General features: G+C 62.8%; 11 protein-coding genes. 5 read left to right on the top strand and 6 right to left on the bottom strand.

Annotation, left to right across the window (positions count from 1 at the left end; all coding sequences use genetic code 11):
• The first annotated feature begins 178 nt into the window (after positions 1-178).
• Positions 179-1,090, top strand: a complete 912-nt coding sequence (gene rpoH, locus JG739_RS05925) for an RNA polymerase sigma factor RpoH (protein ID WP_023797074.1) — start codon at positions 179-181, stop codon at positions 1,088-1,090.
• Positions 1,091-1,332: 242 nt separating this feature from the next.
• On the opposite strand, the gene JG739_RS05920 is transcribed toward rpoH, so the two are convergent.
• The 6 genes from JG739_RS05920 to JG739_RS05895 form a co-directional block, all read right to left on the bottom strand.
• A complete protein-coding gene (locus tag JG739_RS05920; RefSeq protein ID WP_202363131.1) occupies positions 1,333-2,739 on the bottom strand; it encodes an IS30 family transposase in 1,407 nt (468 codons plus the stop codon).
• The gene (locus JG739_RS05915) at positions 2,654-3,157 is read right to left on the bottom strand and encodes a hypothetical protein (protein WP_202367731.1); all 504 of its coding nucleotides are present in this window, start codon (positions 3,155-3,157) and stop codon (positions 2,654-2,656) included. The genes JG739_RS05920 and JG739_RS05915 overlap by 86 nt, the downstream gene beginning before the upstream one ends.
• 290 nt (positions 3,158-3,447) lie before the next feature.
• Positions 3,448-4,320 carry an MBL fold metallo-hydrolase gene (locus JG739_RS05910; RefSeq protein ID WP_202365662.1) on the bottom strand — a complete coding sequence of 291 codons (873 nt, stop codon included), beginning with the start codon at positions 4,318-4,320 and terminating at the stop codon, positions 3,448-3,450.
• Positions 4,321-4,470: 150 nt separating this feature from the next.
• The gene (locus JG739_RS05905; protein ID WP_077380501.1) at positions 4,471-5,130 is read right to left on the bottom strand and encodes a peroxiredoxin; all 660 of its coding nucleotides are present in this window, start codon (positions 5,128-5,130) and stop codon (positions 4,471-4,473) included.
• A 175-nt stretch (positions 5,131-5,305) separates the two neighbouring features.
• Positions 5,306-5,671 (bottom strand): cell division protein ZapA, encoded by a 366-nt coding sequence (locus JG739_RS05900; RefSeq protein WP_095495292.1) that lies wholly within the window; start codon positions 5,669-5,671, stop codon positions 5,306-5,308.
• An 11-nt stretch (positions 5,672-5,682) separates the two neighbouring features.
• On the bottom strand, positions 5,683-5,955 hold the full coding sequence (locus JG739_RS05895; RefSeq protein WP_023797069.1) for a DUF4164 domain-containing protein: 273 nt from the start codon (positions 5,953-5,955) through the stop codon (positions 5,683-5,685).
• Between the two features lie 304 nt (positions 5,956-6,259).
• Here JG739_RS05895 and tkt point away from each other — a divergent pair, with 304 nt between their 5' ends.
• The 4 genes from tkt (at position 6,260) to JG739_RS05875 (ending at position 12,864) form a co-directional block, all read left to right on the top strand.
• Complete coding sequence (tkt, locus tag JG739_RS05890; RefSeq protein WP_202365661.1) at positions 6,260-8,251, top strand: transketolase; 1,992 nt, start codon at positions 6,260-6,262, stop codon at positions 8,249-8,251.
• A 154-nt stretch (positions 8,252-8,405) separates the two neighbouring features.
• Positions 8,406-9,416, top strand: a complete 1,011-nt coding sequence (gene gap / locus JG739_RS05885; RefSeq protein WP_202365660.1) for a type I glyceraldehyde-3-phosphate dehydrogenase — start codon at positions 8,406-8,408, stop codon at positions 9,414-9,416.
• Between the two features lie 251 nt (positions 9,417-9,667).
• Positions 9,668-11,557, top strand: a complete 1,890-nt coding sequence (locus tag JG739_RS05880; protein WP_202365659.1) for a potassium/proton antiporter — start codon at positions 9,668-9,670, stop codon at positions 11,555-11,557.
• A gap of 110 nt (positions 11,558-11,667) precedes the next feature.
• Entirely contained in the window at positions 11,668-12,864 is a 1,197-nt protein-coding gene (locus JG739_RS05875; protein ID WP_202365658.1) for a phosphoglycerate kinase, read from the top strand.
• Positions 12,865-12,935 lie beyond the last annotated feature (71 nt).

Here is a 12,935-nt window from a genome sequence, read left to right as displayed (position 1 = left end):
GGCAAAAACCTGACCCGCTTTGTTCACTTTGGCGTGACACACTGTTTCGTGTTGAACCAAATGCTGTCCTTTCTGGTTTTGTTCCTGTATACATCCGCTGTCGCGAACGAGCCTTTCGGCGTTCGTGACATATGCCCGCCGCTTTAGGGGGCACACTCCAAGAGAGAGGGGCGCTATCATGGCCCAGTCACTACCCAGTATCGTTTCCGGCGAAGGCGGCCTCAGCCGCTACCTGGAAGAAATCCGTCGCTTTCCGATGCTTCAGCCGCAGGAAGAGTACATGCTCGCCAAGCGTTACGCCGAGCACGAGGACACCACGGCTGCGCACAAGCTCGTCACCAGCCACCTTCGGCTCGTCGCCAAGATCGCCATGGGCTATCGCGGTTACGGCCTGCCAATCGGCGAAGTGATCTCGGAAGGCAATGTCGGCCTGATGCAGGCCGTCAAGAAATTCGAACCGGAGCGCGGCTTCCGGCTCGCCACCTACGCCATGTGGTGGATCAAGGCCTCGATCCAGGAATACATCCTGCGCTCGTGGAGCCTGGTCAAGATGGGCACCACCGCCAACCAGAAGCGCCTGTTCTTCAACCTGCGCAAGGTGAAGGGCAAGATCCAGGCGCTCGACGACGGCGACTTGAAGCCCGAGCAGATCGCCGAGATCGCCACCCGCCTCAACGTGTCGGAAGCGGAGGTGGTGTCGATGAACCGCCGCCTGTCGGGCGACGCCTCGCTCAACGCGCCGATCCGGGCGAGCGAAGGCGAGTCCGGTGAGTGGCAGGACTGGCTGGTCGACGACCACGAAAGCCAGGAAGAGGCGCTGATCGAGCAGGACGAACTGGAAAACCGGCGCGGCATGCTGTCCGGCGCTCTTGCCGTGCTCAACGAGCGCGAGCGGCGCATCTTCGAGGCGCGCCGCCTGGCCGAGGAGCCGCTGACGCTGGAAGAGCTGTCGGCCGAGTTCGACATCAGCCGGGAGCGCGTGCGCCAGATCGAGGTGCGCGCCTTCGAGAAGGTGCAGGACGCGGTCAAGGCCGCAGCCAAGCGCCAGATGCAGGCGTTGCGCACCATCGAGGCGCAGCCGGCGGCGTAAAACCTCCGGCGGAAACAAATCGAGGCGGCGTCAGGCAACTGGCAGGCGGGCGCGACAATGAGCCGCCGCTGCTACGCTGGGCAGTTGAGTTTGTCTATTTGGAGACGAAAGGGGCAGTATGACAATTTCTCCGTTTCTCACCGCTCTCGGGTCCGCAGGTCCCCCAGCCGACCGAGCGGAAGACATGAACCTGTATGGATGGCTAGTTGGAAGTTGGGAAATGGACACGATCCACGGCGGATTCAAGCGGTCGTCGCAACACCGATTGTGTTCACTCGCGACAGCAACTCGTCAAGCGCTTCTGCGGGTGTTTTCCATCCCAGAGTTTTTCTCGGTCGGGCATTGAGGGCCACGGCCACGGCGGCGATCTCGTCGGCGCTGTGGACGCTCAGGTCGGTGCCTTTCGGGAAGTACTGACGCAGCAGTCCATTGGTGTTCTCGTTGGTGCCACGCTGCCATGGGCTTTGCGGATCGCAGAAGTAGACTTGGACACCCGCGTCGATCTTGAGACGATCATGCTGAGCCATTTCGGCTCCCTGATCCCAGGTCAGCGAACGCCGCAACTCTTCGGGCAAGGTGATGATGGTGCGCGTAATCGCGTCACGCACGGCTTCAGCTCCGTGTCCCGCGAGAGCAGGGCCATTCTTCATGCGCGGAGCTTCGCCATGCCCCGCAAGTCGGGGAAGATGCAGCAACATCGTGAAGCGCGTCGTACGCTCAACCAGCGTGCCGATCGCCGAGCTGCCAAGACCAAGGATGAGGTCTCCCTCCCAGTGACCCGGCACCGCGCGATCGACCGCTTCGGCGGGGCGTTGACTGATCATGATCTCCGGCGAGACAAAGCTCTTGCCTCGCCCGCGTACGCGCGCCCTGGGGACCCGCAACACGCGCCCCGTTCTCAAGCAGGCCGACAGTTCGCGGCGTAGCGCTCCCCGGCCCTGAACAAAAAGGGCCTGATAGATGGCTTCGTGGCTGATGCGCATCGTCTCGTCGTCCGGGAAGTCGATCGGCAAGCGTCGGGCAATCTGTTCCGGGCTCCAGGCCGTGGCCCACCGCCGATTCTTTCGCGGGCCATGCCGGCGGCCCTTCCACGAAACGGCGGGACCCGGAACGGGAGCGCCGCTCGGAGTCATGACGACGCCGGCCAGTCTCTGCTCAACATAAGTGCGCAAGGTCGTGTTGAGCGCAAGCTTGGTCGGTTTGGGTCGACGGGCCGATCGCTCGGCATGCCATTGGGCTGTCGATGCACGATACTCCAGGCCACCGCTGCGCGTCGCGGCATTGCGTCGTAGCTCGCGGGAGATGGTTGAGGCGGATCGGCCAAGTTGGCGACCGATCTCGCGTCTCGAAAGGCCTTGAACGCGAAGTAGTGCGATCTCCTCACGTTCCACAAACGAGAGGTACCGCCCGGACGGCGGCTTGCTCGAAGATCTGAACATCGCTGGTGCCATGCCACCCGCCTGTCGGAACAATCTGGTTCCAACAGGCTGCGACATACCAGCAGCCAGCGCAGCATCTTCGCTTGTCATTCCTTGCGCGATCCCCAACCAGAATCGCTGGAGTTCAGATCTCTCCGCCACTGGCGGACGTCCCGGTGACGGCAACGGCGCTCGTCCAGAACGGTGTGATCGTCGCTTTTGGATGCCCATCGCAACCTCCTTCGTTTAGGTGTTGCGACGACCGCTTGAATCCGCCCACTACCTCGACGACGGCACAATCCAGAAATGGGATGGAGAATGCCATTTTGGCTGGGTGCTCGAAGGCCGCGCGATTCAGGACGTTTGGATCAGGCCCAAGCGCCCTGCGCCGTCCACGATGTATGGCACGACTTTGCGCATCTTCGATCCTGGGATCGATGGCTGGCACATCATATGGAACGACCCGCTCAACCGAGATCACTCGCGCCAGATCGGGCGGGCCGAGGGTAAGGACATTGTCCAACTCGGCACTGACTCGCGCGGTCTGAAAACTCGATGGCGTTTCACTGAGATCACTGCCAACAGCTTCCATTGGATCGGCGAGGAAAGATCTTCCGAGAGCGACCCTTGGCGAATCACGTATGAACATTTAGTCCGTCGAACAAATCCCTGAAGCTAGCTGGCGTCTGCGCTGCCCCTCATCCGGCTGCCGCCACCTTCTCCCCGTATAGTGACGGGAAGAGGCAGATCGCGCCGCGTCGAAAATTAGCGAAATCTTCGGCGAAAGCGTCTTTCTCCCCGTCACTATACTGTCCCAATACGGGGAGAAATGCCCGGTCCACCCTCCGCAGCTGCAGCGCAGCTGCTGCGGAGGACGGGCAGGACAATGAGGGGCGGCGCTGACTTCCGGTATGCGAAGTTCCGTCTGCCAACGACCCCTCAAAGGCAATCCAGCGGAAATTTCAAATACCGGCGCCCATTGGATTCCGGTTCCGGCAAGCGCCCGCCGTTCATGTTGACCTGCAGCGCGTGCAGGATCAGTCTCGGCATCGGCAGCGTCCTGTCGCGCGCCTCGCGCAAGGCTACGAAATCGGCCTCCGTCCTGCAGGCGGCAACATGGGTGTTCCTGGATTTTTGTTCCGCGACCGTGCTCTCCCACAAGGGCTCGCGCCCCTCCGTCTGGTAGTCATGACCGACGAACAGACGTGTCTCGTCCGGCAGCGCGAGGATATTTTGGATCGAGCGCCAAAGTTGCGCGGCACTGCCGCCGGGAAAGTCCGCTCTCGCCGTGCCGCTGTCCGGCATGAACAGCGTATCATGGATGAAAGCGGCGTCGCCGATCACATAGGTGATCGAGGCCAGCGTGTGGCCGGGCGAAAAAAGCACCTTTGCCGGAATGCCGCCGACCGTAAAGGTCTCGCCGTCGGCAAACAGCCTGTTCCACTGGGATCCGTCGGCAGGAAACCCAGGCCAGTTGTAGATTGCCTTCCACAGTTTCTGGACGTCGACGACCTTCTCGCCGATCGCCGTGGGCGCTCCTGTCTTCGTGCTGAGATAGTGTGCCGCGGAGAAATGGTCGGCGTGCGGGTGGGTGTCGAGGATCCACTCGACCTCCAGCCCGTTCTCCCTGATGAAGTCGAGCAGGGTGTCGGCATTTTTCGTGGCAGTGCTGCCGGACTTCTCGTCGAAATCCAGGACCGGATCGATGATTGCGCATCGTCGCGTCTGCGGGTCGGCAACGACATACTGGATGGACCCGCTCGGCTTGTCGTAAAAGCCTGCCACCTGCAGCTTGGCCGATGATGCGTCCAATCCCGGCTCCCTCAACTCCCACCCGGCAGGAATGGTTTTCCCTGCCGGGGTAAAAGAAGAGCATGGTCATTCGCCAACGCCACGCCGTCAAGCACCGCATGCTTTGCCGAGGCAAAAAAGCCGAAAATCCTTCCGTGCCGCCGTGGCCGCTCAGGCGGAGGGCTGCTTGGTCTTCCGGAGATACGGCAGGATCGTCTCGAAGGCGCCGAAGCGCTTGACCGCATCCTCGTTGGAAACGGCGGCGGTGATGATGACGTCCTCGCCCTGCTTCCAGTTCGCCGGCGTCGCCACCTGGTGCTTGGCGGTCAACTGTATGGAATCGATCGCACGCAGGATCTCATCGAAGTTACGGCCGGTCGTCATTGGATAGGTGAGAACCAGCTTGATCTTCTTGTCGGGGCCGATGACATAAACTGAACGCACCGTCGCGTTGTCGGCGGGCGTGCGCCCTTCCGAGGTTTCGCCGGCGCCCGCCGGCAGCATCTCGTAAAGCTTGGCGACCTTGAGGTCCTTGTCGCCGATCAGCGGATAGTTCACCGATTGGCCGGTCGCTTTCTTGATATCATCCTGCCATTTGCCATGGCTTTCGACCGGATCGACGGAAATGCCGATGATCTTGACGTTGCGCTTCTTGAACTCGCCTTCCAGCCCGGCCATCGTGCCGAGCTCGGTCGTGCAGACCGGCGTGAAATTCTTCGGATGGCTGAAAAGCACCGCCCAGCCGTCACCGATCCATTCGTGGAAGTTGATCGTCCCTTGCGTGGTCTCGGCCGTGAAATCCGGCGCGGTGTCATTGATACGAAGGCTCATGATGCGTCCCTACCCTGTGATTGCAGCCGGCATTGACCATCCACCGGCCCTGCTTCTGCCTTTTTACCACTGCTGCGTCATCCTTCAAACGCCTGTTGCACCGGCATCAAGGCCGACTGCGAAAATATTTTCATTGCTTCTCGGGAAAGGCAGCAGGAATTTCCGCTGCGCTGGCTCAGCCCTTGTTCACCGCCAGCGTCGTCGCCAGGTCTTCCATGCGCTGGGCGAGCGCGCCAAGCGCCTGGGTCAGCACGGAATCGTTCTTGTCGGCCTTGGTCAGCGCATCGTCACGCGTCTTACGCAGTGTCAGCACTTCGCTTTCCATGCCCTTGACGCGTTTTTGCAGTTCCGAAAGCTCGTCCATGACCATGATGCCGGCCATTACGGTCAGCCGCTGGTCGCCGATTTCGCCGAATGAGTCTTTCAGATGCGAGACATAGCGGTCGAAGCGCTCGGCAAGGTCGATCAGATGCTCTTCCTGGCCCTCGTCGCAAGCCATGCGATACTGCTTGCCATCGATGGAAACCGTGACTTGTGCCATTGGGCCAGCCCCTATCTGTCCAACACGGCGCGGATGGTTTCCATGGCGGTCACCAGCCGACGCGACACTTCCTTGTTGGCGTCTTCCAGCCGTTCGGCGCGCGCTTCGGAATTGTCGAGTTCCTGCGCCAGCCGCGAGCGGTCGGCGTTCATGCGCTGCACCTCCGCCTCGGCTTCCGTATAGTCGCGCTCGTGCTCGAGTTTGGCCGCGACGGCGTTTTCCAGCCCCTCGATGGCCTTACCCAGCCTGGCGATGACTTCCTTGAGTGTCGTTTCCCCGGTCATGGCTTTCGTCCTGCGCCCTGCCCATCACCGAATCATCCACGTTCAGAACGCGTTATGTCTGAAACATTACGCGCCGTGTGAAGCCAACGTCAATAAAGCTCTCGCGACTGTCCCCTGCTAACGCTAATTTAGGCCACCAAAGCCCTTCCGGCGCCATCGCAAGTCCGGCAAAAGCGCCGGTTTAATGACCAACAGGACCGGCAAAAGCGCGCCGGTTTGTTGACTAAAAAGCCGCGCCTGCTATGTGTCGCGCACCCCTTTCCAGGGCTCTCCCAAGGCCCCGAACCCCGACACTGGAGGAAGCATGACCTCGCGTGAACAACATGACCGGATGGCCAATGCGATCCGTTTTCTTTCCATGGACGCCGTCGAGAAGGCCCAGTCCGGCCACCCCGGCCTGCCCATGGGCTGCGCCGATATCGCAACCGTGCTGTTCACGCGTTTCCTGAAATACGATGCGAAGAACCCGCATTGGCCCGATCGCGACCGCTTCATCCTGTCGGCCGGCCACGGTTCGATGCTGCTCTATTCGCTGCTCTATCTGACCGGCTACGAGGATGTCACCCTCGACCAGATCAAGCATTTCCGCCAGGTCGGATCGAGGACGGCGGGCCATCCCGAATATGGCCATGCCGCCGGCATCGAGACGACCACCGGCCCGCTCGGCCAGGGCCTTGCCAATTCGGTCGGCTTCGCGCTTGGCGAGCGCATCATGAATGCCGCCTTCGGCAACGACCTCGTCGACCACTACACCTATGTGCTGGCCGGTGACGGCTGCCTGATGGAGGGCGTTTCCCAGGAAGCCATCGCGCTTGCCGGACATCTCAAGCTGAACAAGCTGATCGTCTTTTGGGACAACAACAACATCTCGATTGACGGCCCGGTGTCACTGGCCGACAACACCGATCAGGTCGCCCGCTTCCAGGCGTCCGGCTGGAACGCCAGCCACATCGACGGCCAGGACCCGGAAGCGATCGCCTATGCCATCGAGGCGGCGCGCCATTCCGACAAGCCGACGATGATCGCCTGCAAGACGACGATTGGCTTCGGCGCGCCGACCAAGGCCGGCACCAACAAGGCGCACGGTTCGCCGCTCGGCGCCGAGGAAATCGCCGGCGCCAGAAAATTCTTCGGTTGGGATTATCCGCCATTCGAGCTTCCGGCCGACATCCTCGATGCCTGGCGCGACGCCGGCAAGACCGGCATCAAGGCACGCACCGACTGGGAAGGCCGCCTTGCCAGGGCTGACGTCCAATTGCGCAGCGAATTCGAGCGCCGCATCAGCGGCACGCTGCCGGCGAATTTCGACGCCGTCATCACCGACTACAAGAAGAAGCTCAGCACGGACAAACCGAAGGTTGCCACCCGCAAATCGTCGGAAATGGCGCTCGAAATCATCAACGGCGCCGTGCCGGAAACCATTGGCGGCTCGGCCGACCTGACCGGCTCCAACAACACCAAGACCAGCCAGACCAAGAACATCACGGCAGACGATTACGGCCAGCGCTACGTTCACTACGGCATCCGCGAGCACGGCATGGCCGCCGCGCTCAACGGACTGACGCTGCATGGCGGCCTCATAGCCTATGGCGGCACGTTCATGTGCTTTTCCGATTATGCCCGTCCGTCGATGCGGCTCGCCTCGCTGATGGGCATCCGCTCGATCTTCGTCATGACCCACGATTCCATCGGTCTCGGCGAAGACGGCCCGACCCATCAACCGGTCGAGCATCTGGCCGCACTGCGCGCCATTCCGAACCACAATGTCTTCCGCCCGGCCGACGCGGTCGAGACCGCCGAATGCTGGCAGTTGGCCCTCGAGCAGGAGAAGACGCCTTCGACGCTGGCGCTGACCCGGCAGAACCTGGCGGCGGTGCGCAACGACTTCGTTGCGGAAAACCTTTGTCGCCAGGGCGCCTACGAGCTGGCCGCCGCCAGTGGCGATGCGGCGGTGACGATCTTCGCTTCGGGCTCCGAGGTCGAGATTGCGCTGGCGGCGCGCGAGGCATTGGAGAAGCACGGCCATCCGACCCGCGTCGTCTCTGTGCCCTGCTTCGAATTGTTCGACAAGCAGAGCCCCGATTATCGCAGGAAGACGATCGGCAACGCGCCGGTCAAGATCGCCATCGAAGCCGGCATCCGCCAGGGCTGGGATCATTTCATCGGTACCGACGGCATCTTCATCGGCATGACCGGCTTCGGCGCCTCTGGCACGATCGAACAGCTCTATCCGCATTTCGGCATCACCGCCGAAGCGACGGTGAAGGCGGCGGAAGCCCGCCTGCACGGCGAGTAAAATGTGCTGGTCTCCGGCGAAGCTGCACCCATGCGGTTTCGCCGGCAGCCGCGACCTAATGGACTCCAACCCATCGACGGCTGGATTCTTTGACAGCCGGCCGTTATGAAGCTGCGGACTTGATCTTCGGCCTCCAACTCCCAGGGAGAGAAAAATGACCGTCAGAGTTGCCATCAACGGATTCGGCCGCATCGGCCGCAACATCCTGCGCGCCATCCACGAATCCGGTCGCAAGGACATCGATGTCGTCGCCGTCAACGACCTCGGCCCGGTCGAGACCAATGCGCATCTGCTGCGCTACGACAGCGTGCATGGCCGCTTCCCGCATGAAGTGACGGTCGACGGCGACCAGATCACCGTCGGCAGCGAAAAATTCAAGGTCACCGCGATCAAGGACCCGACGCAGCTGCCGTGGAAGGATCTCGGCATCGACATCGCGCTCGAATGCACCGGCATCTTCACCGCCCGCGACAAGGCCGCCGCGCATCTGACCGCCGGCGCCAAGCGCGTCCTCGTCTCGGCGCCTGCGGAGGGCGCCGATCTCACCGTCGTCTATGGCATCAACCATGACAAGCTGACCAAGGACCACATCGTCATCTCGAACGCCTCCTGCACCACCAACTGCCTGGCGCCGCTGGCAGCCGTGCTGCATGAGGCCGTCGGCATCGAGAAGGGCATGATGACGACAATCCACTCCTACACCGGCGACCAGCCGACATTGGACACCATGCACAAGGATCTCTACCGCGCCCGCGCCGCGGCGCTATCGCAGATCCCGACCTCGACCGGCGCGGCCAAGGCGATCGGCCTGGTGCTGCCCGACCTCAAGGGCAAGCTCGACGGCATTTCCATCCGCGTGCCGACCCCGAACGTCTCGGTCGTCGATTTCAAGTTCATCGCCAAGCGTTCGACCACGGTGCAGGAAATCAACGAGGCGGTGATCGCCGCCTCCAACGGCAAGCTGAAGGGCGTTCTCGCGGTCACCCGTCATCCGAACGTGTCGATCGACTTCAACCACGATCCACATTCCTCGATCATGGCGCTCGACCAGACCAAGGTCATGGACGGCAACTTCGTTTCGGTGCTGTCCTGGTACGACAATGAATGGGGTTTTTCCAACCGCATGGCCGACACCGCAGTCGCCTTCGGCAAGACCATCGCCTGACCGCAGAACCATCTTTTTGCGACTTGAAACGCCCGGCCTGTCCGGGCGTTTTCGTAAGAGTGCCCAGCGCCCTTTTGGATGCGCAACGACGCTCTAAAGGTTTGTTTGGCAAGACCCGCGCCTTGAGCGCCAAAACACTCATAAACCAGCGACATAGGGCAAAAAACCACCCTCACGCCTTGCACCGGTCATGTCTTCGCCTCACTCTCCCGTAAAGCGAGAGGAACACGAATTCGAGGGGCAATTGGCGGATGGAGCATGCGATCTATCTCATGACGCTGGTCGGCGCTGCGCTCGTCGTCGCCGCCGCGTTTTCGAGCCTGATCGCCTTCCGCTTCGGCGCCCCTCTCTTGCTGCTGTTTCTCTGCATTGGCCTGGCCACGGGAACCGACGGCCTCGGCATCCAGTTTGACAATGCGCGGCTGGCTTATTTTGCCGGCTCACTGGCGCTGGCGGTGATCCTGTTCGATTCCGGTTTCGGCACGCCGCTCAACGCCCTGCGCCAGGCGGCCGGACCGGCGCTGTCGCTGGCGACCGTCGGCGTCCTTCTGACCACCGGCCTGTTCGGCGCCGTCGCCCACTATCTGCTCGATCTCAGCTGGCTGGAATCCTTCCTGCTCGGGGCCGCTGTCGCCTCGACCGACGCGGCAGCGGTGTTCTTCCTGTTGCGCGCCGGCGAAATCAATTTGCGCGAACGCGTGCGTTCCACGCTCGAGGTGGAATCCGGCACCAATGACCCGATCGCCATCTTCCTGACCATCAGCCTGGTCGAGATCATCGCCGTCAACGCCAATCCCGAGGCCAGGGTGCTGGCTACCGACCTCGTCCTCGGCTTCCTTAGTCATATGGGGCTTGGCGCCATCGTCGGCATTTTCGGCGGCCTCGCCATCGTGCGGCTTGTCGACCGGCTCAATCTCGACCACGGGCTGCTGCCGATCTTCGTGCTGACGCTGTCGCTGATGGTGTTCGCCGCCGCCGGCGCCATTGGCGGCTCCGGCTTTCTGGCGGTTTATCTCGCCGGCCTCGTTGCCGGCAATTCCGACATCCGCGCCGTCACCATCCTGAAACGCTTCCAGGACGGCATGTCGTGGCTGGCGCAGATCATCATGTTCCTGATCCTCGGCCTGTTCGCGACGCCCTCGCAATTTCCGGCGATCCTGCTGCCGGCGGTGCTGCTGGGCCTGTTCCTGATATTCGTGGCGCGGCCGATCGCCGTCTGGCTTTGCCTGATGCCGTTTCGTCTGCCGCGCCCGGAAGTCGCCTTCGTCTCATGGGTGGGTCTGCGTGGCGCCGTGTCGATCCTGCTCGCCATTACGCCGCTGCTTGGCGGTCTTGAAAATGGCCGTCTCATCTTCAACACCGCCTTCATCGTGGTGTTGGTATCGCTGGTCATCCAGGGATGGACCGTCGGACCGCTGGCGCGCCGCCTCGGCCTGATCGTGCCGGCCCGCCTGGGTCCGTTGGACAAGGTGGAGCTCGAATTGCCTGGCTCCGCCCATCACGAGCTGCTCGCCTACCGCGTGGCACCTGGCAGTCCCGTGGCGCGCGGCGAGCGCATTCCGCGCTGGGCGCGGCCGTCGCTGGTGCTGCGCGACGGGCGCTCGATGCGCTTTCAGGACATGGGCAGGCTCGCCGCCGGCGACCATGTCTACATCTTCGTGCCGGATCGCTATCCGGCCCTGCTCGACAAGCTGTTCGCCAGCCGCGCCGTGGTCGATCCCGAGGATGCGGACTTCTTCGGCGCCTTCGCCGTCGATCCGGCGCGCTCCGCTGCGGAACTGGAAGCCGCTTACGCGCCGGGCCTGAGCGAGGAGGAACGCAAGCTGACCGTCGGCGACCTGGTGACGGCGCGGCTCGGCGGCCATGCCGAATATGCCGACCGCGTGCTGATTGGTCCGATCGAGCTGATCGTCCGCGACGTCGACGACAAGGGCAAGATCACCGGTCTCGGTCTTTCCCTGGAGCCGACCGCGCCGGTGGCGCGGGTGCCGGTGTTCCTGAGTGCCGGCGAAATCGCCGATCGCATCGTTGCCTTTGTGCGCAATTGGCGCAAGCGGGCCAAAAAGCCGGGTGTCGAGGCGCCAGACGACGCGGAACCGGCTCCACAGCCAGTGATTGAAAAAGCGACCGGCGAGGGCTGACTGCTTGCGGCCCGAGGCGTGGATCATATTTTCCGTGAACTCCCATGCAGGTCTTGCATCGTCGTTGATGCGGGGTAAGGTCCCGGCGATTTTTAGCGAAAGGGAACAGCATGGCCGGCTTTAAGACACTGGACGACATCGGCAATATCGACGGCAAGCGCGTGCTGGTGCGCGTCGACCTCAACGTTCCCGTCGCCGACGGGAAGGTCACCGACGCCACCCGCATCGAGCGCATCGCGCCGACCATCGCCGAGCTTTCCGGCAAGGGCGCCAGGGTCATCCTGCTCGCCCATTTCGGCCGGCCCAAGGATGGACCTTCGCCCGAATTCTCGCTTGAGCCGATCGCCAAGGCGGCCGCGGAAGTGCTTGGCCGCCCTGTCGGCTTCGCGGCGGATTGCATCGGCGACAAGGCCGCGAGCGCCGTCGCCGCCATGAACAACGGCGACGTGCTGCTGCTCGAAAACACCCGCTTCTACAAGGCCGAGGAGAAGAACGACCCGGTCTTCACCGAAAAGCTGGCCGCCAATGGCGACATCTTCGTCAACGACGCCTTTTCTGCCGCCCACCGCGCCCATTCGTCGACGGAAGGGCTTGCGCACCTGCTGCCGGCCTTCGCCGGCCGTACCATGCAAGCCGAGCTCGACGCGCTGGAAAAGGGCCTCGGCAATCCCGTCCGCCCTGTCGTCGCCATCGTCGGCGGCGCCAAGGTCTCGAGCAAGATCGACCTGCTGATGAATCTGGTGAAGAAGGTCGACGCGCTGGTCATCGGCGGCGGCATGGCCAACACCTTCCTCGCCGCACGCGGCACCGCCGTCGGAAAATCGCTGTGCGAGCATGATCTCGCTAACACCGCCAAACAGATCATGATCGAGGCGGCCGAAGCCGGCTGCGCCGTCATCCTGCCGGTCGACGGTGTCGTCGCCAGGGAGTTCAAGGCGGGTGCCGCCAGCGAAACCGTCGCCATAGCGGAGGTGCCGGCCGACGCCATGATCCTCGATGTCGGCGAAAACACCGTCAAGACCGTTGCCGACTGGATCGACCGCGCCGCGACGCTGGTCTGGAACGGCCCGCTCGGCGCGTTCGAGATCGAGCCGTTCGACCGGGCGACGGTGGCGGCGGCCAGGCACGCCGCGGCCCGCACCGAGGCCGGCAAATTGATCTCGGTGGCAGGTGGCGGCGACACCGTGGCCGCCCTCAACCATGCCGGCGTCGCCGACGACTTCACCTATGTCTCGACTGCCGGCGGCGCCTTCCTGGAATGGATGGAGGGCAAGCCGCTGCCCGGTGTCGACGTGCTGAAACGCTGAGGCCCCGAAGCCCTGGGCAACAGGCGAACGACGGCGTTTGCGCGTTTCAATCGATTCGAGCTTTCCGCTTG

The sequence above is a fragment of the Mesorhizobium sp. L-2-11 genome (assembly GCF_016756595.1).
GTDB lineage: Bacteria > Pseudomonadota > Alphaproteobacteria > Rhizobiales > Rhizobiaceae > Mesorhizobium.
This window is presented reverse-complemented; position numbering and strand designations above follow the sequence as displayed.